Source organism: Microbacterium sp. SA39 (genome assembly GCF_000967865.1).
GTDB lineage: Bacteria > Actinomycetota > Actinomycetes > Actinomycetales > Microbacteriaceae > Microbacterium.
The window spans coordinates 258,553-278,006 of record NZ_JXRU01000039.1 but is presented as its reverse complement, the minus strand read 5'-3'; the positions used below and the strand labels follow the sequence as shown (position 1 = coordinate 278,006).

At 68.2% G+C, this 19,454-nt stretch carries 21 protein-coding genes; 11 read left to right on the top strand and 10 right to left on the bottom strand.

Annotated features, from left to right (window positions below; all coding sequences use genetic code 11):
- Nucleotides 1–73: 73 nt before the first annotated feature.
- Nucleotides 74–2,821 (bottom strand): helix-turn-helix transcriptional regulator, encoded by a 2,748-nt coding sequence (locus RS85_RS17705; RefSeq protein WP_046014763.1) that lies wholly within the window; start codon nt 2,819–2,821, stop codon nt 74–76.
- 163 nt (nt 2,822–2,984) lie between these two features.
- Here RS85_RS17705 and RS85_RS17700 point away from each other — a divergent pair, with 163 nt between their 5' ends.
- Entirely contained in the window at nt 2,985–3,812 is an 828-nt protein-coding gene (locus tag RS85_RS17700; protein ID WP_052703628.1) for a MerR family transcriptional regulator, read from the top strand.
- Between the two features lie 30 nt (nt 3,813–3,842).
- On the opposite strand, the gene RS85_RS17695 is transcribed toward RS85_RS17700, so the two are convergent.
- The gene (locus RS85_RS17695) at nt 3,843–4,406 is read right to left on the bottom strand and encodes an NADPH-dependent FMN reductase (RefSeq protein ID WP_046014762.1); all 564 of its coding nucleotides are present in this window, start codon (nt 4,404–4,406) and stop codon (nt 3,843–3,845) included.
- A 218-nt stretch (nt 4,407–4,624) separates the two neighbouring features.
- On the opposite strand from RS85_RS17695, the gene RS85_RS17690 reads away from it, so the two are divergent.
- Together RS85_RS17690 and RS85_RS17685 are read left to right on the top strand one after the other, a co-directional pair.
- A complete protein-coding gene (locus tag RS85_RS17690) occupies nt 4,625–5,020 on the top strand; it encodes a GNAT family N-acetyltransferase (RefSeq protein WP_046014761.1) in 396 nt (131 codons plus the stop codon).
- 72 nt (nt 5,021–5,092) lie between these two features.
- Nucleotides 5,093–5,995: a CPBP family intramembrane glutamic endopeptidase gene (locus RS85_RS17685; RefSeq protein ID WP_046014760.1), complete on the top strand. Its 903-nt coding sequence runs from the start codon at nt 5,093–5,095 to the stop codon at nt 5,993–5,995.
- Between the two features lie 238 nt (nt 5,996–6,233).
- Here RS85_RS17685 and RS85_RS17680 read toward each other — a convergent pair whose 3' ends face one another.
- The 4 genes from RS85_RS17680 to RS85_RS17665 form a co-directional block, all read right to left on the bottom strand.
- Nucleotides 6,234–7,157, bottom strand: coding sequence for a CPBP family intramembrane glutamic endopeptidase (locus RS85_RS17680; RefSeq protein ID WP_160298650.1), 924 nt, complete (start codon nt 7,155–7,157; stop codon nt 6,234–6,236).
- 76 nt (nt 7,158–7,233) lie between these two features.
- Nucleotides 7,234–8,115: a VOC family protein gene (locus RS85_RS17675; protein WP_046014759.1), complete on the bottom strand. Its 882-nt coding sequence runs from the start codon at nt 8,113–8,115 to the stop codon at nt 7,234–7,236.
- The gene (locus RS85_RS17670; RefSeq protein ID WP_046014758.1) at nt 8,112–8,777 is read right to left on the bottom strand and encodes an NADPH-dependent F420 reductase; all 666 of its coding nucleotides are present in this window, start codon (nt 8,775–8,777) and stop codon (nt 8,112–8,114) included. Before RS85_RS17670 ends, RS85_RS17675 begins: the two co-directional genes overlap by 4 nt.
- Nucleotides 8,774–9,874, bottom strand: a complete 1,101-nt coding sequence (locus RS85_RS17665) for an LLM class flavin-dependent oxidoreductase (RefSeq protein WP_046014757.1) — start codon at nt 9,872–9,874, stop codon at nt 8,774–8,776. The genes RS85_RS17670 and RS85_RS17665 overlap by 4 nt, the downstream gene beginning before the upstream one ends.
- A gap of 55 nt (nt 9,875–9,929) precedes the next feature.
- Here RS85_RS17665 and RS85_RS17660 point away from each other — a divergent pair, with 55 nt between their 5' ends.
- The 4 genes from RS85_RS17660 (at nt 9,930) to RS85_RS17645 (ending at nt 12,677) form a co-directional block, all read left to right on the top strand.
- Nucleotides 9,930–10,418 carry a MarR family winged helix-turn-helix transcriptional regulator gene (locus tag RS85_RS17660; protein ID WP_046014756.1) on the top strand — a complete coding sequence of 163 codons (489 nt, stop codon included), beginning with the start codon at nt 9,930–9,932 and terminating at the stop codon, nt 10,416–10,418.
- A 109-nt stretch (nt 10,419–10,527) separates the two neighbouring features.
- Nucleotides 10,528–10,863: a MerR family transcriptional regulator gene (locus tag RS85_RS17655; RefSeq protein WP_052703626.1), complete on the top strand. Its 336-nt coding sequence runs from the start codon at nt 10,528–10,530 to the stop codon at nt 10,861–10,863.
- Between the two features lie 72 nt (nt 10,864–10,935).
- Nucleotides 10,936–12,018: an LLM class flavin-dependent oxidoreductase gene (locus RS85_RS17650; RefSeq protein WP_046014986.1), complete on the top strand. Its 1,083-nt coding sequence runs from the start codon at nt 10,936–10,938 to the stop codon at nt 12,016–12,018.
- Nucleotides 12,015–12,677 carry an NAD(P)H-binding protein gene (locus RS85_RS17645; protein ID WP_200894864.1) on the top strand — a complete coding sequence of 221 codons (663 nt, stop codon included), beginning with the start codon at nt 12,015–12,017 and terminating at the stop codon, nt 12,675–12,677. Before RS85_RS17650 ends, RS85_RS17645 begins: the two co-directional genes overlap by 4 nt.
- A 4-nt stretch (nt 12,678–12,681) precedes the next feature.
- Here the strand turns inward: RS85_RS17645 and RS85_RS17640 are convergent, their stop codons facing one another.
- Complete coding sequence (locus tag RS85_RS17640) at nt 12,682–13,434, bottom strand: SDR family NAD(P)-dependent oxidoreductase (RefSeq protein ID WP_046014984.1); 753 nt, start codon at nt 13,432–13,434, stop codon at nt 12,682–12,684.
- Nucleotides 13,435–13,505: 71 nt separating this feature from the next.
- Between RS85_RS17640 and RS85_RS17635 the strand changes: the two genes are divergently transcribed.
- The 3 genes from RS85_RS17635 (at nt 13,506) to RS85_RS17625 (ending at nt 15,754) form a co-directional block, all read left to right on the top strand.
- A complete protein-coding gene (locus RS85_RS17635; RefSeq protein WP_235282482.1) occupies nt 13,506–14,486 on the top strand; it encodes an AraC family transcriptional regulator in 981 nt (326 codons plus the stop codon).
- A 144-nt stretch (nt 14,487–14,630) separates the two neighbouring features.
- A complete protein-coding gene (locus RS85_RS17630) occupies nt 14,631–15,023 on the top strand; it encodes an ester cyclase (protein WP_046014755.1) in 393 nt (130 codons plus the stop codon).
- 44 nt (nt 15,024–15,067) lie between these two features.
- Nucleotides 15,068–15,754 carry a hypothetical protein gene (locus RS85_RS17625; RefSeq protein WP_235282481.1) on the top strand — a complete coding sequence of 229 codons (687 nt, stop codon included), beginning with the start codon at nt 15,068–15,070 and terminating at the stop codon, nt 15,752–15,754.
- Nucleotides 15,755–15,791: 37 nt separating this feature from the next.
- On the opposite strand, the gene RS85_RS17620 is transcribed toward RS85_RS17625, so the two are convergent.
- The 3 genes from RS85_RS17620 to RS85_RS17615 all read right to left on the bottom strand — a co-directional run bounded on the left by RS85_RS17620 (nt 15,792) and on the right by RS85_RS17615 (nt 18,304).
- Nucleotides 15,792–16,988 (bottom strand): serine hydrolase domain-containing protein, encoded by a 1,197-nt coding sequence (locus RS85_RS17620; protein WP_052703625.1) that lies wholly within the window; start codon nt 16,986–16,988, stop codon nt 15,792–15,794.
- A 131-nt stretch (nt 16,989–17,119) separates the two neighbouring features.
- Nucleotides 17,120–17,407: a hypothetical protein gene (locus RS85_RS19925; protein WP_052703624.1), complete on the bottom strand. Its 288-nt coding sequence runs from the start codon at nt 17,405–17,407 to the stop codon at nt 17,120–17,122.
- Between the two features lie 12 nt (nt 17,408–17,419).
- Nucleotides 17,420–18,304 (bottom strand): serine hydrolase domain-containing protein, encoded by an 885-nt coding sequence (locus tag RS85_RS17615; RefSeq protein ID WP_052703623.1) that lies wholly within the window; start codon nt 18,302–18,304, stop codon nt 17,420–17,422.
- 51 nt (nt 18,305–18,355) lie between these two features.
- Here RS85_RS17615 and RS85_RS17610 point away from each other — a divergent pair, with 51 nt between their 5' ends.
- Nucleotides 18,356–19,444, top strand: a complete 1,089-nt coding sequence (locus tag RS85_RS17610) for a LacI family DNA-binding transcriptional regulator (protein ID WP_052703622.1) — start codon at nt 18,356–18,358, stop codon at nt 19,442–19,444.
- The last annotated feature ends 10 nt before the right edge of the window (nt 19,445–19,454 follow it).

Below are 19,454 nucleotides of genomic sequence, written 5' to 3'. Positions count from 1 at the left end.
CGCGCCAGCGGACCGGCTCGCCTGTCAGTGAACCCCGTGTTCTCACAACACAGTCAAGAGCGGGGATGTCGATCTACGGGGGCAGGAGGTTCTTCAGCTGTCGGCGAGAGGTGATGCCCAGCTTCCGGAAGATACTGCGCAGGTGTGCGTCGATCGTTCGTTTGCTGAGGAAGAGTTCCGTGCCGACCTCGCGGGATGTCGCCCCGGTGGCCACCATACGGGCTATCTGCAGTTCGTGGGCGGTCAGCGCGTCAGTGGGCCGATCCGAGCCTCTTCGCGGGTTCTCTCCGGTGGCGAGCAGTTCGCGGGCGGCCCGGGCGGCGAAGGCATCGGCACCCATCGCGGTCAGCGAGTCGTGCGCGATCCGGAGCTGCTCGCGAGCATCCTGGCGTCGTCCACTCCGCCGCAACCACTCCCCGAAGACGAGGTGAGATCGGAAGAGGTCGCCTCTCACGCCGGAGGCGGACAGCTGTTCGATCGATGCCCGATAGTGGCCCTCGGCACTGTCGTCGGTGGCGACCAGCGCACGAGAGCGGGCGGCCAGTCCGAGTGCCCAGGGGGTATCGCTCGCCTCCGCGCGCGCGCAGAACTCTTCCAGCGCCGACTCGGCGAGCTTCCGCTCGTCCGCGCGTACGGCTGCTTCCACGAGCTCGGGAAAACTGATGCCGCTGTTCGAGAACTCATGGGTCCGCGTGGCCCGTGCGGCGGCCTCCACCGCGGCGGGGTAGTTCCCTCGGCCGTTGTGCAGGACCGCCAATGCGTAGTTGGCGGTCGCGGTCAATGTGCCGCCGTTTCTCGTTCGCGTCCTCTGGCCGCACTCGGCGTAGAGACGTCTGGTCTCCGCCTCCTGTCCGCGCCACGCGGCGACGATGAGGCGCGCGTAAGGCTGCGCCACGGCTCCCGTCGCGCGCGAGATGGCGGCGCCCTCCTCTGCCCGTTCCGCCGCCTGCCGAAGGTCACCGCAGAGCGCCAGGGTGGCGGACAGGGCCGCGAGCGCCCCAGGGAGCGTGGTCAGGGCGCCGGCTTCTCTGGCGAGGCGGACGTTGCGTTCGGCGAGCACGCGCACGATCCCGTCGTCGAAGATCGCGGCCGCTGCTCGGGCGGCCGACCACATCCATCGGCGACTTCCCATCTGGCCGATCGCTTCGCCGTCGAAGCCGCGGTCGCGAAACGCCTCGACAGAGCGGCGTACTGCGGGAACACCTGCGGCATATCCTTCGGTGAACACGAGCACGAGCGCGTCGAGCAGCTCATCCGCCGGCAGGGGCCGACCGGGTGGCCGCGGTGCGGCGAGCGCAGCCGTGGCGACTTCCTTCACCCCGCGCTTCTCGCCGGACCCGCCGATGATCATCGCCGCGTCCAGTGCGTGCAGGTACGTCTCCCGCGAGAGCGAGGCGTCCAGCGGGGCGAGGGTGCGGGCCGCGTCCAGCAGCATCCCCGGCGCGTCGCCCCCCTCCGTGCGGTGGAATGCCAATCGTGCCCGGAGCAGCTCGAGCCGAGCGCGTTGCAGATCGTCGAGCGGGCCCGTCTCGGCGACTGCCGCCAGATCGAGAGCCGCGTCGAACGCCCCCGCGTCATGCTTGGCGTGCGCCGCCTCGAGAGCCCGCCTCGCCCGGGCGTCGGGACCAGGGGAGATCTCCGCGGCGCGTTGCAGGAACACAGCCGCAGCCGCCGCTCCGGCTCGCGCAAGCGTGCGCGCGGCCGAGAGCTCGAGCTCGGTCGCGGCGCCCTCATCCACGTCCGCCACTGCCTCGGCACGATGCCAGGCGTGACGGTCGGGGTCTATCCGCTGGTCGGTCGCGGCCGCCAGCGCTGCGTGGATGCGGCGCCTCTTCGCCGGGGCGGCTGCCCGGTACACCGCTGAACGCACGAGCGGATGACGAAACGACACGCGTGCGCCGATCTCCAGGAGCCCCGAGGCCTCGACCTCTTCGCCGGCCGACTGATCGGTACCGAGCAGGTCGAGCGCCCGCCGAAGTAGTCGGGCGTCTCCGGTCGGATCGGCCGCGGCCACCAGAAGCAGCGTCTGCGCATCGGCCGTCAGGCCCGCCGATCGGCGTTGGAACGTCTCCTCCACGCGTCGCGGAACGCCGGCGACGCCCGGCGACTCGAACCCGCCGGCCCATTCCGCCGATCTGATGTTTCGCGGCAGCTCGAGCAGCGCGAGGGGGTTCCCGCGAGCCTCGGCGAGAATCCGATCGCGCACGGCGTCGTCGAGTGTCGCGTGGACTCCCTCGTCCAACAGCATCCGCGCGTCGCTGTCGACGAGGCCCTCGAGACGCAACTCTGCTTCGAGATCGGTGAAGGCGTGGATCTCGCCGGCAGCGACATCGCGCAGCGCGAAGACGACGGCGATGCGTTCCGCCTTCAAGCGCCGGACAACGAACGCGAGCACACCGGCTGATGCCTGGTCGAGCCACTGCGCGTCGTCGACGAGGCAGAGCAGGGGGGTTTCCTCGGCGACCTCGGTCAGGAGGTTCAAGGTGGCGAGTCCGATGAGGAAATGATCCGGGGCGTCGCCCTCGCGAAGGCCCAATGCCACCTCGAGGGCGGCCTGCTGTGGCGCTGGGAGCGCCCCGACGCGATCGAGCATCGGCTCGCAGAGCTGGTGCAGCCCCGCGAAGGCGAATGGCGTCTCCGACTCGACCCCGATGCAGCTCTCTACCCGGAATTCCAGAGCCACGGCCGACATGCGGGCGTAGCCCAGCAGCGCGCTTTTCCCGATTCCGGCTTCGCCGCGCACGACAAGTGACCCGCTGCCTGCGTTCCTCGCCGAGCTCAGCAGGTCGTCGATGACCTCGCGCTCCGCGCGACGTCCCAAGAGCTTCGTCAGGTTCTGCTCCAGCCGAGTCCGTCGGATGCCTGTCCTTGCAACAGGGTACCCGGGCACCGGCACCCCGTCCGATGCCAGGGCTCCGCCGCGGACAAGAATAGGCAACTTCCGCCGACGCGAGTCAGTACACGGTGGGGCGAACCTGTCTGACATGGCAGCCACACGAGGAACGGCCTCCGCTGGCGGACGATCAGCAGACACGGTCGCATGGAGTACGCGCGAACTCGCAGACCTGGCCGGAACGACCCTCAACACCGTTCGGCACTATCACTCGCTCGGCCTTCTGGATACACCCGAGCGCAACCGCAACGGCTACAAGCAATACCAGGTCACCCATCTCGTCCAGCTCCTGCAGGTGCGTCGCATCGCCGAGCTGGGGGTACCTCTCTCGAAGCTCGCGGCCGCCCGTAGCGATAGCACCGGGTTACGGGCGGAGCTTCGGCAGGTGGACGCCGCTGTCGCAGCCGAGATCGAGCGCCTGTGCCGCGCGCGGTCCGACATCGCCGCGATACTGGACGTTCGCGCTCCCATCGACGCGCCTCGAGGCTTCGAGACGGTGGCGGCGCAGCTCTCCGAGTCCGACCTCGCACTCATCCACATCTGCGCCCGCGTGTACAGCGCGAGCGGATCGTTCCGGCTCAGAGAGATGGTCGCCGAAGAACCCCCCGCTCTGAGGCGGGAATTCGACGGGTTGTCGTTCGACGCGGAGGAGGCCACCCGGCAGCTCCTCGTACGCCGGATGGCCGCTGAGACCTCGAACTGGCGGTGGGCTGAAGTTCTCTGGTCGTCGGAAGAATTCCGATCCCCGGACCTCGCTCGGGAAGAAGCCCGGAGGACGATCGGCGCGTCCGTGAACGAGTTCTACAACGCCGCCCAAAGCGATGTGCTCCGTCGCGTCTCCTCGTCCCTGCGAGATGCACCCGTCGAGCACCGAAGTCGACCCGGCGATGCGCCGTCGCTCTTCGACGTCGTCGCCTGACTCAGAGATGATCCCGGACGGCGAAGCGACTCAGGACGTGCGCAGAGGCTTCAGCGCGGTCGTCCAAGCCTCGAGCTGGTCGAACAGCGTGCTCGCCCCGGCATCGTGATGCGGTGCCGGGGTGAACACGGAGTAGTTCTCGAAGTCGGTGACGAGGGAGAAGCTGAGCTGCTGACGCACGTGGGCGATCTGCAGTTCGCTGGCGATCGCGCGGAGGTGCTCGATCGCTCGGGCGCCTCCGACGCTGCCGTAGCTGACGAAGGCGGCGGCCTTGTTGTTCCACTCTCCGTAGAGGTAGTCGATCGCGTTCTTCAGCACGCCGGAGATCGAATGGTTGTACTCGGGGGTGACGAAGATGTAGCCGTCGTACTGGGCGATCTTCTGTGCCCACTCCTTGGTGTGCGCGTTGGCGTACTGTCCCATGGCCGGCGGGAGCGCCTCGTCGAGATGCGGCAGCGGGAAGTCGGCGAGGTCGATGAGTTCGTAGGCGGCGTCGCGGGTCTCGGCGCGGTCGAGGACCCAGCGGGCCACGGCCTCGCCGTTGCGTCCTGGTCGGGTGCTGCCGAGGATGATGCCGATGCGGATGCTGCTCATGGTGGTCTCCCGGGGGGCGATGGCTTCGAGCGGAATGCTCGCTCCGTGCAGTCGACACCATGTCCCAGGGACCGGGTCAACCCGGCCGCCACCACGTTCATCTCGGGGATTGACTAGGTCGTGGGAACACAGTCTTTAGTGATCTCGAGGCGCACATATCCTTCGGCGGCGCCGCATCAAGAACGTCGAGAACGACGTCGAGAAGACGAGAGACCCTCATGACCCGCGAACTCACCGACGCCACAGGATCGAAAGTATTCATCGAGTTGGTCGACGGCGCCCCGATTCGGTCGTACTCGATCCGCCTCGCCTCCGTCTCCTCGCCTGCCGGCCGCGCGGACTTCCTGGAGCCCGTGTCCGACGAGGCCGTTCGCGTCTTCTTCCACACCGAAGTCGACCCCGAATTCAGCGGGCGCGGTCTGGCAACTCAGCTGATTCGCACTGCTCTGGGAGACGCGATCGAAGAGAACATCGTCGTCGTTCCCGTGTGTCCGCTCTTCGCCGCCTACCTGCGCACGCACGGCGAGGCCTACCTCGCGGAGGGAGGGAAGTTCCGCGTACCGCGACGAGCGGATCTGGCACTCGTCAGCCAGGCCGTGCGCGCCGAACGATGAACTGTCGAGTCCGGCGGACGACTGCCCACTCCGCAAGAATCCTTCCCCACTGAAACAGAGAGCGACAACGCCATGGCACAGACCAACACGGCCGTCGAGTATCACCGTGTACTCGTCAGCGACAAACGCCGCATCGGGCGCGGCATCCTCGCGCTCGTCCTCCTCATCGGCGGCATGCAGGCATTCATCTTCGGGCTCGGAATCGTCGCCGTCCTGATCGATACAGCGATCGGGACAGAGTCCCGGGCCGGATACACCCCGCTGCTCAACGCGGTCGGCGCGTTCTCCGTCGCGCTGCTGATCCCGTGGAGCATGCTCATCCAGCGCTGGCTCTACGGGGTGCGAGGCGGGTCTCTGTCGTCGGTTCTGGGGCACTTCCGCTTCGATGTCTTCGGCCGTGCCCTGATGATCCTGCTCCCCGTGACCGTGGTGGTGCAGATCGTCTACTACTGGGCCCCGTTCCCGCAGACCACCTGGGCATGGCACGAGCTGCTCCTCCTCGTCGCCACCGCCCTCGCTCTGACCCCGTTCCAGGCCGCGGGTGAGGAGTACGGCTTCCGCGGACTCATCCTCCGCGTCGTCGGCAGCTGGACACGCAACGCCCGTCTCGGACTCGTGCTCGGCATCATCGTCTCCAGCGTGCTCTTCGCGCTGGTCCACGTCTCCACCAGCGGCCTGCTGAACGTCTGGTATCTCGTCTTCGCCGTCGGCACCGCCTGGATCACCTGGCGGACCGGTGGGCTGGAGATCGCCGTCGTGCTGCACGCGGTGTTCAACACGACGCAGTTCGTGATCGATGCCGCCCTGCAGATCGATCCGACGGTCGCGACCGACCGGTCCGCCGGCGCGATCGACGCGAGCGTCCTCATACCCGTACCGCTCATCATCGGGGCTGTCATCGTCGTGGCCATCCGCACTCGCCGCAGCGGAACCGCCCTGACGCCGGGATCTGTGCACGACGGTACAACCCCCTGACGAAGCGGCCGGTTCACGTGGGCCGCACGTGAACCGGCCATCGATCGGCTCCCACGGTTCGCGGCGTCTGCAGTGACGATCACATGCGAGCTGTCAGGCGATCGTCGCTGGCGGATGCGAGAAGCAGCCGCGGCACGACGTCGATGGAGCCCGCATCGGCACATGCTGCACCGCATCCGTCAGATAGTCCGATACCAGGGAGCCGATCATGCGGAGACCTCCCCTCGGCCGACGTCGCTCACGCGTGCTGTCGCTTCTTCTTGGCGCGCTCGACAAGCCAGACCATGACCACCACCGCGACGTTCATCACCATCAGGATGAGGACCGCGGCGCCAGGACCGGCGCCCACTCCCCGGTCGATCGTCGCCGACTCGCCTCCGGCGAACAGGGCGTTCACGATGCCGACGAGCAGATTGTTCGCGACATGGAACGCCATGGCCGCCTCCAGACCCCCGCTGAGCAGACCCATGACGGTCGTGCAGGCGGAGAAGACGAAGAGATAGCTGACGAGCCACGGATCCAGCGTCACGTGAACGGCGGTGAACAGCACACCGGAGACGAGGATGCCGAAGATGACGGCGAGGCGGGTGCTGCGGAACCAGGAGCCGGCGGCCGGGATGAGCACGCCACGGAAGGCGATCTCCTCCCCTGCGGACTGCAGGGGAACGCCGACGAGGCTGACGAGGATGATGGCGATCGTCGTCGCTCCGACGGCGAACGCGCCGCGTCCCATCGAGCTGGGCGCGACCAGCGAGGTGACCAGGGTCACCAGCCCCACGAGGACGGCGGACCCGAGGAGATAGATGCCGACTCGGCGCCAATCGAAGGCTCGGCGGTGGCGGAACACCGCCCGCCACGACACCTTGGCCATGGCGGCCACCAGCATCGTCATCAGTACAGCGGTGATCGCGGTGCTGATGCCCGTCGCGGCGATAGAGAGGGGGGTGAGAGAGGGCCGGTTCGGGTCAGCCGGCCCTTCGATCGCGACGACCCCTTGGAAGACGATGATCTGGACGAGGAGAAGCGTCACCGGGATCGCGATGAGGACGATGATCGACTTCCACCGCGCCATGCGGAAATGGACGCCGAAGGGACGATCGGGAAGGGTACCGGAAGCGACCGGCAGGTCGTCTCGGTCGGTGGGAGCGTTGCTTGTCGTCATGGTGTCAGCCCACATGTCGGTGGAACACAGTCAAGACGCACGCACCGACGTCCTCGCCGAGCCTCGTGCTCTCGAATCAGGCCGAGGACCGCGCCAGGACGGCGTTCTTCCACGGGTCATCGAAGGCGAGCGTCGCCCCGTCGTCGCGCACCGCGATCCCGTGGTGGCGCAGCCGCTCCCCCAGCTCGCCCAGGTCATCCGTGCTCGGCAGCTCGAGGTCGACGCGGCCCAGGCCGAGCGCCGACATCCGTGGGCCCGCCCCTCGCGAGTTCCACACGTTCATCGCCATGTGATGGTGATATCCGCCGGCGCTCACGAACAGCGCGGACCCCTGGTAGTCGGCCGTCTCATCGAAGCCCAGCGCGCCCACGTAGAACGCTCGCGCCGTGTCGACGTCGCCGACCGACAGGTGCACGTGTCCGACGGATGCCGCCTCCTGAGCCGTGCCGCCGGCCGCGGCCTCCTCGGTGAGATGCTCGCGGAGGAACGCGTTCGGGTCGAGGAACAGCGAGCCCATCTCGACCTTGCCGTGCGTCCACGACCACTCGGTGCGCAGGCGATCCCAGTACAGTTCGACGCCGTTGCCCTCGGGGTCGGTGAAGTAGAACGCCTGGCTCACGAGGTGGTCGGCACTGCCGGAGAACGTCTGGGCCGCCTTACTCGCAACCGAGTACACGGCGGCGGCGAGCGCCGTCTGCGACTCGAACAGGATCGCTGTGTGGAAGAGTCCGGCCGAGCCCTGCGGTGCGTGACGCAGCGCCGGGGTGTGCTCGAGTACGACGATGGGTCGGCCGGCGCGGCCGAGGGTGACGGTGTCTCCCTCGGCGCCGAGCACCTGCAGCGTGACGACGTCTCGGTAGAACTTCGTCATGCCGTCGAGGTCCCCCACGAGCAGCGTCACCGCACCCATCGCGGTGCCATCGGCCAGGTGATCGGATGCCGGGATCAGGGCGCTCATGCGACCTCCTGCTCGACGTCGTCGGCAACACCGGTCAGCACACTGAGTTCATCGATCGAGACGTTCGCTCCGAAGGCCGGTTCCCCCGGCTCGAGCCGCGCCCCAGCGGAGAGCGCGCCGATGACGAGCGGGTCGAAGCCCCATCGGTCGATGAGCTCCGCGACGGTCTCGACGTCGTCGGGGGAATCCCCGGCGAGGGCGATGGCCTTGCGACCTGCCTCTTCCGGTCCACGGGCCTCGTCCTCCAGGTCGTGATAACCCATGTGGTTGAACGCCTTCACAACCCGCGCACCGAGCAGGAACTGCTGCACGGCCTCGCTCGACGACACTCCCTGCTCCAGCACCGAATCGCGTGGGCCATCGACCTCCCACCAGTGGTTCATCGCATCGATGACGAGCGTGCCCACGAGCTCGGTCACCGGCAGGGACCAGTACTTGCTCAGCGGCAGGGCGAGGATCACGACGTCGGAACCCCGCACGGCGTCAGCGGCGCTCACCGCGGTCGCCCCGGGGGTGAGGACCTCCGTCGTCAGCGCGATCTTCGCCGGGTCGCCCGAGCCGGCGATGAGCACCCGGTGACCTGCGGCGAGCGCCAGGCGAGCCAGCTCCGTGCCGACCTTGCCGGCGCCGAGGATGCCGATGGTCTGTGCAGCGCGGGTCATCGCACGACCTCCGGCACCCGTTTCTCGGCGAGCAGCTCGCGCACTCGAGGGATGACCTGCGTGCCGTACAGCTCGACCGATCGCAACCGTGCGGATGCCGAAACCGTGCCTGCTGCGGAGTAGATCATGTCGAAGCGGCCGACGTCGAGGGTGCGGATCGACCGTGCGATCTTCTGCGCCACCGTCTCGACCGAGCCCACGTACATCGACCCGTCGACGACCTCGGAGTCGAACTCCTCCCGGCGGATCGGCGGCCATCCGCGGTCCGCGCCGATGCGGTCGCGGATCACCCGGTAGCCGGGGTAGAACAGTTCCTTCGCTTCCTCGTCGGTCGCGGCGACGAAGCCGGGCGAATGCATCCCCACCGGAAGGGCGGGCTGACCCAGCTGTTCCGCGGCCTTCCGGTACAGGTCGACGTACGGGGCGAACCTCTCCGGCTTCCCGCCGATGATCGCCAGCATGAGGTTGAAGCCGTAGTGGGCGGTCCGCAGCACGGACTGCGGCGATCCGCCGACACCCACCCACGTCTTCAACCGCCCGGATTCCGTCTTGGGATGCACGTCGGCGTCGCGGAGCGCGGCGCGGGTCGTGCCCTCCCAGGTGACGGGCTTCTCGTCGAGGAGGCGATGGAAAAGGTCGATCTTCTCCTCGAACAGCAGCTCGTAGTCCTTCAGGTCGTACCCGAAGAGCGGGAACGACTCGGTGAACGAACCGCGGCCCAGGATGACCTCGGCGCGTCCGTTCGACAGCGCGTCGACCGTCGCGAACCGCTGGAAGACGCGCACCGGGTCGTCCGACGACAGCACGGTCACGCCGGATCCCAGACGGATGCGCTTCGTCGCGGTCGCGATGCCGGCGAGCACGGTCTCTGGGCTGGAGATCGAGTACTCGGGCCGGTGGTGCTCGCCGACGGTGATCGCGTCGATGCCGGTCTCATCGGCCAGGATCGCCTCGTCGACGACGGCGCGGATGGCCGCAGCGGGAGACAACACATCGCCGCGGTCATCCCGTGGTAGATCGCCGAAGGTGTCGATGCCGAACTCGATGGTCGAAGGTTCGCTGTTCACTGTTCTCTCCCATGGGTGTCTAATTGACATCTACATCATTCCAGAAGTGATTCACGTGTCAATTAATTCCCGAAGGGGGAGGTCGATGGGCGCACCTCGACGCAGTGAGCTTCCCACGAGCGAGCAGTTCGCCGTCTGGCGTTCGTACATCCAGACCGTCGAGATACTGCGCGCTCGGGTGCAGGCGAAGCTCCACACAGACTCCCGGCTGTCCGAAGGCGACTACAAAGTGCTGCTTGAGCTCAGCGACGCCGAGGGGAAGTCGCTCCGCTCCTCCGAACTCGCCGCTCGCATGGAGTGGGAGCGCAGCCGCGTATCCGGCCAACTCGGTCGCATGGAGAAGCGCGGGCTCATCCGACGTGAGCCGTGCGTAGACGACGCCCGCGGGTCGCACGTCACCCTGACCGAGGAGGGCGCTCGAACCTTCCGAGCGAGCACCATCCCCCACCTGCAGGCCGTGAAGACCTACTTCGTCGATGCGTTCACCGACGAGCAGCTCGCCCGCATCGACCAGACCACCGCCGCGCTCCGCGCACATCTCGATCTCCCGCCACTGCCCGGCCCGGCCGAGTGATGCGGGTCTGGTTCGAAGGCGAGGAGTTGACTGCGTTCCGGGAACACGGTTTCAGATGGTACTGACGTGAGCGCGGTCGGACGGCGCGTCCGGGGAGGGACGGCAGCATATGGCGTGGAGCACTCGAGAGCTCGCCGAACTCGCCGGGACGACCCTGAACGCCGTTCGTCACTACCATCGCGTCGGAATCCTGGATGAGCCCGACCGCACGAGCAACGGCTACAAGCAGTACGAGGTGCGGCATCTCACCCGCCTGATCCTCATCCGCCGACTGCGCGACATGGGCGTGCCGCTCGATCGGATCGAACAGGCCAGCTGCCCGGATTCGACCGAGGCTGCGCTCGGAGCGATCGACGCCGAGCTCGCTGAGAACATCGAACGACTTCAGCGTTCACGATCAGAGATCGGCGCGATCCTGCGCGGGTTCTCGAACGACGGTGCTTGACCGTGTTGCTGCGACATGGTGTCGACTGACGTTGAGCCGGAGAACGGTCCGGCCGCCAGGAAGGAGAACGACATGGCGATGATGCCTGTGCAGTTCGGGGTCGACAGTTTCGCGGATGCGATGTCCGACCTCTCGGGTCGGGTGCTCAGCGACGCCGAAACGCTTCGCCGCACGGTGGACCAGGGTGTCCTCGCCGAGGAGGTGGGTCTCGACTTCTTCAGTGTCGGCGAGCACTACCGATCCGACATGCTGGACTCCGCCCCTCCCGTGATCCTCGCCGCCATCGCCGGGAAGACGTCGCGCATCCTGCTGGGCACGAGCGTGACCGTGCTCTCGACGCAGGATCCGGTGCGCGTGTTCCACCAGTACTCCACGCTCGACGCAGTGTCGGGCGGACGGGCCGAGCTGGTCGTCGGACGCGCCTCGACCATCGACTCCTTCCCGCTGTTCGGGTTCGACCTCACCGACTATGAGAACCTCTTCGAGCAGAACCTCGACCTCTGGGTCAAGCTGATGCGCGAGCATCCGGTCACGTGGGAGGGCACCACCCGCGCAGCGCTCGAGGCGCAGACCCTCTACCCGCGTGTCGAGGGCGGCTCACTGCCGACGTGGGTCGGCGTCGGTGGCAGTCCCGATTCGGTCGTGCGGGCTGCTCGCCACGGCCTACCGCTCATGATCGCGATCATCGGCGGGAGACCCCAGCGGTTCGCCGGTCATGTGGAGCTGTACTACCGGGCCCTCGCGCAGTTCGGGCACGAGCAGCTCCCGGTGGGACAGCACGCCATCGGGCACATCGCGCCGACGGACGAACAGGCCGCCGAGGCGTTCTGGCCCGCGTGGGAGACCACGATGACCCGCGCCGCCGGGGAACGGGGCTCGCGTCCGCCGACGCTCGAGTCGTACATGCACGAGGTCGAAGAAGGAGCCCTGATGATCGGCTCGCCCGAGACGGTGGCCACGAAGATCGCCGACTGCGTGCGCACGCTCAACCTCAGCCGGTTCGACTTCAAGTACGCGCTGGCTCCCCTGCCGTGGGAGCACGGGAACAGGTCGATCGAGCTCTTCGGACGCGAGGTCGTGCCCCGCGTGCGCGAACTGCTCGGCGACTACACGCCGACCGAGCGGGTGTCGACCTACGCCGAGGCCCGCTCATGACTCGCCTGAGCACGCTCATCCTCGGCGCGACCGGCGCTGTGGGAGGCCTGCTGGCGGACATGCTCGTCGAACGCGGCGACGAGGTGACCGGTCTCGTCCGCGGCCCGGAGCAGCAGCAGGGTCTGACCGATCGCGGCATCCGCAGCATTTTCGGCGACCTGTCCGTCATGACGATCGATGGCCTCGTCGACGCGTTCACCGAGCAGGACGTCATCGTCTACAGCGCCGGGTCGAACGGCGGCGCGCGCGACGTCACGACCGCGATCGACGGCGAGGGCGTGCGGCGAGCATCCGAGGCCGCGCGGATCGCCGGAGTACGCCGGTTCGTCCTCGTCTCGGTCATGCCGGAGTCCTGGCGCGAACGCGATCTCGAAGACGACGTGGAGTACTACTTCGCCGTGAAGAAACGGGCCGAGGTCGCGCTCACCCGCACCGACCTGGACTGGGTGATCCTCCGGCCGTCCCTGCTCACGGACGAACCGGGGCGGGGCCGGATCTCTCTCGGCCCCGCCCAGATCCATGACAGCATCACCCGCCACGATGTCGCCGCGACCCTGGCCGAGATCGTGCATCAGCCCGGCATCCGCCGCCGCATCCTCGAGGTCGACGCAGGTCGCACGCCGATCGCGGAGGCCGTCCTCGGTCATGTCTCCGACTGATCGCTCAGACCTGGTTCGTGCCGCCGTCGACGTAAAGGTTCGAGCCGACGACGTAGCTGCTCTGCTCCGAGGCGAGGAAGGCCACGACAGCGGCCGCCTCGTCGGGATGCCCCATGCGTCCCTTCGGTACGGTCGCGGCGACGTGATCCTTCATGGCGCGCGCGGTCTCCTCGTCGCCGAAGGCGGCGGTGCCGCCCGGCGTCTCGATCCACGCCGGCGAGACGACATTCACCCGGATGCCGCGGCCCTTGAGCTCTGTCGACCACGTTCGCGCGAACGAGCGGACCGCCGCCTTCGATGCCGCGTAGGCGCCGAAGGCCTCCATTCCGCGGTCGGCGGCGGTGGAACCGATGAGCACGATCGACGCGCCCTCGTTGAGAAGCGGCAACGCCTTCTGGACGGTGAACAGAAGCCCCCGCGTGTTGACCGCGAACGTCTGGTCGAAGTGCTCCTCCGTGGTCTGCTCCAGTGTCGCGAACGATCCGACAGCCGCATTGGCGACGAGCACGTCGATGCCGTCGCGACGCTCCCGGACGGCTGCGTACAGCGTGTCGAGAGCGGCGAGGTCCGAGACGTCGCCGACCACGCCGGTCGCCCGATCGGCGCCGACCGCCTCGACCGCGGCTGCCAGCTCCGTCTCACGTCGACCCGTGAGGAACACATGCGCTCCCCCGCTCGCCAACTGTCGGGCTGTGGCGAGACCGATCCCGCTACTGCCGCCGGTGATCACTGCCGTCTTGCCCTCGAACTGACCCATGACGCCTTCTCCCTTGCCCTTGTTCCTGCCTGACGAATCCATCCTGATTCGTGCGGGAGTACGATCGCTCGTTGGAAATCCTGATCTCTTTACCGATCGTCCAGGAGGACATGATGCTCGGATACGGTGACCCGGTCGCCGACGCGATCGGACTGTTGCGCCCTCGGACCGTCATCGGTCCGAGCCTGCGTGCCTCCGGCGAGTGGGCACTGCCTTTCGGAACGTTCCCCCACGTGCGCATCGGCGGTCTCGTCACCGGCTCCTGCTGGCTGATCCTCGAAGGGCACGAACCTGTCCGACTCGAGCAGGGAGACACCTTCCTGCTCGGCAACCCGCCGGCCTACCGGCTGGCCAGCTCACCCGATGCCGATCCGCGCGCCGTAGAGGATGTCTGGGCAGCGGGTGTCGACGACGACGTGGTGCGCCTGGGGCCGGACACTCACGAGGACCTCTACCTCTGCGTCGGGCACATCGCGTTCGACGAGGACAACGCGTCGCTGCTCATCGACCTGCTGCCGCCGCTCGTGATCGTGCACGCGTCGGACCCCCGCGGCGCCCGACTCGCGCAACTGATCGACATCCTCGCCAATGAGGTCGGCGTCGGCGCCGCCGGTGGTCCGCTCGTCGAGAATCACCTCGCACAGGTGCTGCTCGTGCACATGCTGCGGGTCCATGCCGGGCAGACCGAACGGCCGACGGGCTGGTTGAGCGCACTCAACGAAGACGGCATCGGTGCGGCGCTGCGTGCCGTCCACGCCGACGTGGCGTACCCATGGACCCTCAAGGAATTGGCCGACATCAGTCACATGTCCCGGTCGACCTTCGCGCATTCCTTCAAGAGCCATGTCGGGGTTCCACCACTCGCGTACGTCACCCAGTGGCGGATGAGCCTCGCTCGCGATGCGCTCGCACGCGACACGATGCCGATCTCCGATCTCGCCTGGTCGACGGGCTATCTCTCCGAGAGCGCGTTCAGCACCGCGTTCCGTCGTGTGGTCGGTTCCTCGCCGGCCCAGTTCCGGAGCACGGCTCGGCAGGCGGTGAGCGCCTGAGCCGCTCTTCGCGGCGCCCGGACGATCGGTAAGTAAGTGCGGATTCTGAATGATCCGGAGTCCTCCCCCGGGGAGGCACGATGGTCCTGCCCGCGAACCCGCAGGCAGATCGAGCCCGCACGACGGGCAGGAAAGGAAGAAGTCATGTCCGATTTCGACATCCGTGAGTTCTACGGCCGGTACGTCGACGCGATCAACGCGCACCGATGGGACCAGATCGGCGAGTTCATGGCCGACGAGATCCTCTCGCACGGTCAGACCGTGACCCGCGAGCAGGGTGTGGCCGCGTTCGCGAGCATCACCGACGCGATGCCCGACTATCAGGTCGAGGTGCTGAAGCTCACCGTCTCGGGCGACACCGTCGGCAGTCACGCCATCACCCGAGGGACGCCCGCGAAGGAATGGCTCGGGGTCGCCCCGACCGGCAAGGCGATCGAGATCGACGAGGTGACCGTCTACCGAATCAGCGACGGCAGGTTCACCCAGATGTCCAACGTCTGGGACATCGACGCCCTCCGGGAGCAGTTGCACGGCTGAGCGCTCATTGACCATGTTCCAGGAACAGGGCTTCTCATAGAAGCATGTCCGTGTTCGACGAAGACGATGCCGACGCGCTCGGCATGCTCGGAGATGCCGACGACGGCACGATGCCCCGCCGCCAGAAGCGCGGGGACGGGCGTCCACTCGAGCCATTCCGGTGGTGGCACCTGGTGACAGGGCGGAAGCTGTTCGCGCTGACGGTGCCGCGGCCGGGCGCGCCGGATGCGATGTACGCGGTGGACGTGCGGACCGACGACGACGGCGACCCTCGTGCCCACCTCTACCGCGACGGGGCGCATGCCGTCGTGTCGAAGCTGCCGGCGAAGTTCGCCGTCGAGGGTGGCGTGATCCAGGTGGCGGCGGGTACCTACGGTCTCCGGCGGATGCACTACGTCACGCCCGACCGCTCCGAGCACCTCCTCACCCCGCATCCGAGATCGGCGATCGGCCGCCGCCTCCGACTCGATCATTCGCATCCGGTCGCGAGCCGGTGGATCGCGGGGACCGCGATCGTCTTCCTGATCATCGGTGTGGCAGTGAATGTGCCTCAACTGGCGCAGGTGATCTCCGAGATCCCACCGATCGCGGAGCGCTTCGGCACGTTCGTCTCGCCTATTCATCTCCCCCTCTGGCTCAACATCACCCTCGGCGTCGGCGCGGCCCTGGCGAGCATGGAGCGCGGCCTCCGCCTGCGCTACCACTGGGCGCTCGACGGCCTCGGCAACTGAGCGACCGGGTGACGGGCGTGACGGATGCCGGCACCCGTCATCGATCTGCTTCCGCGGCGAGAATCCGGGCGACTGCGCGGAACATCTGATCTGCCGGGTGGGCCCTGTCGGCGAGGTTCGACGCGTTCATGAACGCCGCCACGGTCGCGCCCGATTCGGGATGATGGAAGACGGCGGCCGTGAAACCGAGCCCTTCGCCGTTGTGTCCCCACCATCCGTCCGTCTCGCCGATGCCGAGGGCGTAGATGTCGTAGGGCGGGCCGGCATCGAGGGGTGCCCCCTCCTGGCGCTCCTTCTGGGTCGCGGGCTCCAGGAGCACACCGGTGCCGAGCGTCTGCCCCCACACGAGAGCGTCATCGAGAGTGCTGACCATAGACCCCGCCGGGCCGAAGATGGACTGGTTCTCGGGTTGCGGTGCAAGGGTCCCCTCGTCCGGCGCGTAGCCCACGGCGTGCGGCTCCCTCCATGTGGCCGCATCCACGATGTACCGTGTGCCGGTCTGTCCGAGAGGCGCGAGGATGCGCTCGTCGAGGACGTCGGCGAAATCCTGACCGGTCACCTTCTCGATGACAGCGCCGAGCAGGTTGGTGTTGGCGTTCGTGTAGACCTTCTCGCTGCCGGGAGCGAACTGCGCAGGCTTGCCGAGCATGAAGCCGTTCAGCTCGTCGAGCGTGAAGACGGTCTCGGGGTCTTCGATGAACGCCGCGATGAAGTCGTCGTCGGTGTAATCCGCGTTGCCGCTGGACATCTCCGCAAGCTGCCGCAGCGTGATCTCGTCGCCCGCGGTGACCCCGTCGACGTACTGTCCGATGGTGTCATCGAGGCTCGCCTCTCCCTCGTCGACGAGCTGCAGCAGCAGGGTGACGGTGTAGGACTTCGTGACGCTGCGCAGAGGCCACGCCATGTCTGAATCGACCGGCGCGCCCGCCTCGACATCGGCGATGCCGGTCGCACTCGTCCACGACCCCTCACCGGGGATCCACACGCCGACGGCGGCCCCGGGCACGTCGTACCCGGCCATCGTCTCGTCGAGCGCTTGCTGCAGTCGGGACTGCAGCGCTTCGGGCAGGTCTCCCTCCGGAGCCTCCGGTCGAACGACCTCTGATGTCGCCGAGGGTGCAGGATCCACGGTCGCGGGGCCCGCGCACCCGACAGCGACGAGGATGCCGACTGCGATGGCTACGCCCCGCAGGACGCGACCGGATCTCCGGGCTCGATGGTCGTGGTGACGCAAGGCGGTCCTCCTCCTCTCGGCCGACCCGCGGAGCATGACGCACCGCTTACCGTCGACCATGGCAGATGCCGTCCGCGCGCGCTATGGACGTAGGTCCCCTCTCGGCCCGAGCATCCGTCGACGCGCCGCGCTCAGGCGTCGACCCGGCGGTCCGCACGGCCGGTGTGCAGGTAGAGGGCACGACCGGTTCCGTCGTCGCCGACGAAGGCGAGCGGCAGGTGCACGCCGTGCGTCGGCTCCACCGGGATCAGGCTGTCATCCGCCCAGCCGACCAGTTCGACGGGTTCCGGTGCCGGGCCGAGTTCGGCGAAGATGCCCTTCATGGTGCGGTCGACCCAGATCCGGCCCTCGTCATCGAGGCGCACGGTCGAGTCCGAGACCGACGAGGAGTAGGTGCCGAGGATGCGCTCGAGATTCACCTCGACCGGAGCTCACGGCGGCACGGGCAGCGACGGGACCGTGACGCCGGCGAGCTCGTCGAGGATCTTCGTCATCAGCCGGAGGTACAGGGAGATCGGAGTGCCGCCGTTCGTGAGAATCGCGACGGCGACGCCCGCCTCCGGCACGATCCGCAGGAACGCGCTCTGCCCGATGGTGCCGCCGTCGTGGCCGATCACCGGCCCGCCCGCCCAGTCGTAGAGCGACCAGCCGAGACCCCAGGCGCTGCCCATGAGTCCGAAGTCGGGCACCTCGACCTGCCGCGTCTGCATCGCGGCGACGCTCTCGGGCGACAGCATCCGTGTTCCGTCGGGAGCGATGCCGCCATCGATGTGCATGCGCGCGTAGGTGACGAGGTCGCGCGCGGTCATCGCCAGCATCGCGCCGGCAGGAGCGTTCGAGCGCACCAGGCTCCACACCGGTGCGGGCACCGGCTCGCCGCCGTCCTCCGCCGGGAGGTGGCCGAGAGCGGCACGGAACATGATCGCCTCCGACGCGTCGGTCGCGACATGGGTGAGGCCCAGCGGATCGGCCAGGTGCTCGTGCAGCGCGCGGTGGAACGGCTTCTCGCGCAGCACCTCGACGATGCGGCCGAGCACGACGAACGCGGCGTTGTTGTACGAGAAGCGCTCACCGGGTGCGAACAGCTGCGGGGTGTCGGCGATCACCTCGAGGTACTTCTCGACGCAGTCGTCGGCGGCCCCGGTGTCGATGAACAGGTCGCCCTCGAATCCGCTCACGTGGCTGAGGAGCTGGCGGGTGGTGATCGCGGCGGCCGCGGCCGCGTCGCCCAGCGAGAATGCCGGGACATAGTCGCGCACCGGCGCGTCCAGGTCGAGCAGCCCCTGCAGCCAGCGCGTACTTCCTCGGTTGCGCAACTAGTTGCGTCGGACCGCGCCTCCGACCACACGTCACGGTAGATTGCCGTTGTGACCACCTCGATCGACAGCATCCCGCCTGCCCGTCGCTCGGCGACGCCCGGGCCGGAGAGAGGCGGGGGTGCGACCCTCGCCGATGTCGCGCGACGGGCGGAGGTCTCGCGCGCCACCGCCTCCCGGGTCCTCGCCGGCCGCGCCGCGGGCAAGTCTGCGAGCCATGCCAGGGTGCTCGCCGCCGCGGAGGAGCTCGGTTACGTGGTGAACGGCCTGGCCCGATCGATGATGGGCGTCGGCCGGCGCAGCATCGCCTTCGTTTCCAGCATGATGGTCGGTCCGACGTTCGCCACCATGGCCGGCGGCGCCGAAGACATCGCCACGGCGAACGGCCACCTGTTCACGATGTGCACGACCGGCGGAGACGCCGACCGCGAGGCGGCACTGATCGAGACGCTCAGCGAGCAGCGCGTGGCGGCCGTGCTCCTCGTCGGCTCCACACCCGCGACGGAGGAGTTCGACGAGCGGGCCCAGCGATACTCTGCGACGCTCGCACGTGTCGGCGCGCAGCTGATCCTCTGCGGTCGCGCAGCACTCCCCCACCATCCGCACATCGCGTCGATCGACTACGACCACCTCGGGGGTGTGCGCAGCGGAGTCGAGCACCTCGTGGAGCTCGGGCACCGCCGCATCGCCTTCCTCGGCTCGCTCGACGAGATGACCACTCCGCACCAGCGCTTCCTCGGCTATCAGGCCGGACTCGCGGATGCCGGGATCGCCTACGACCCCGCGCTGGCCGCGCAGAGCAGCAACGAATCGGATGCCGCGGCGGCGACGACCATCGCGTTCCTCCAGGAGCATCCCGAGGTCACGGCCATCGTCTGCCAGACCGACATCATGGCCGTCGGCGTCTGCCGAGCCCTGAACGCCCGAGGCATCGCCATCCCCGCGCAGATCTCGGTCGTGGGCTTCGACGACATGCAGCTCGTCGCCGACCTGACACCATCGCTCACGACGATCCGCGCCCCCTTCCACGACGTGGGCGAACTCGCCGGCCGCATCGCGGTCGGCGAGCCGTACGACGGCCCGGTCGTGCTGCCGAGCCGGTTGATCGTGCGCGGGTCCACCGGCCCCGCCCGCGCCTGAGCAGCCCCGC

Coding starts and splice junctions, on each gene's coding strand:
- RS85_RS17700 (WP_052703628.1), top strand. CDS start 2,985: ATGGCAGCCACACGAGGAACGGCCTCCGCTGGCGGACGATCAGCAGAC.
- RS85_RS17690 (WP_046014761.1), top strand. CDS start 4,625: ATGACCCGCGAACTCACCGACGCCACAGGATCGAAAGTATTCATCGAG.
- RS85_RS17670 (WP_046014758.1), bottom strand. CDS start 8,777: ATGACCCGCGCTGCACAGACCATCGGCATCCTCGGCGCCGGCAAGGTC.
- RS85_RS17625 (WP_235282481.1), top strand. CDS start 15,068: ATGTCCGTGTTCGACGAAGACGATGCCGACGCGCTCGGCATGCTCGGA.
- RS85_RS17645 (WP_200894864.1), top strand. CDS start 12,015: ATGACTCGCCTGAGCACGCTCATCCTCGGCGCGACCGGCGCTGTGGGA.
- RS85_RS17630 (WP_046014755.1), top strand. CDS start 14,631: ATGTCCGATTTCGACATCCGTGAGTTCTACGGCCGGTACGTCGACGCG.
- RS85_RS17695 (WP_046014762.1), bottom strand. CDS start 4,406: ATGAGCAGCATCCGCATCGGCATCATCCTCGGCAGCACCCGACCAGGA.
- RS85_RS17640 (WP_046014984.1), bottom strand. CDS start 13,434: ATGGGTCAGTTCGAGGGCAAGACGGCAGTGATCACCGGCGGCAGTAGC.
- RS85_RS17685 (WP_046014760.1), top strand. CDS start 5,093: ATGGCACAGACCAACACGGCCGTCGAGTATCACCGTGTACTCGTCAGC.
- RS85_RS17660 (WP_046014756.1), top strand. CDS start 9,930: ATGGGCGCACCTCGACGCAGTGAGCTTCCCACGAGCGAGCAGTTCGCC.
- RS85_RS17680 (WP_160298650.1), bottom strand. CDS start 7,157: ATGACGACAAGCAACGCTCCCACCGACCGAGACGACCTGCCGGTCGCT.
- RS85_RS17655 (WP_052703626.1), top strand. CDS start 10,528: ATGGCGTGGAGCACTCGAGAGCTCGCCGAACTCGCCGGGACGACCCTG.
- RS85_RS17650 (WP_046014986.1), top strand. CDS start 10,936: ATGGCGATGATGCCTGTGCAGTTCGGGGTCGACAGTTTCGCGGATGCG.
- RS85_RS17675 (WP_046014759.1), bottom strand. CDS start 8,115: ATGAGCGCCCTGATCCCGGCATCCGATCACCTGGCCGATGGCACCGCG.
- RS85_RS17665 (WP_046014757.1), bottom strand. CDS start 9,874: ATGTCAATTAGACACCCATGGGAGAGAACAGTGAACAGCGAACCTTCG.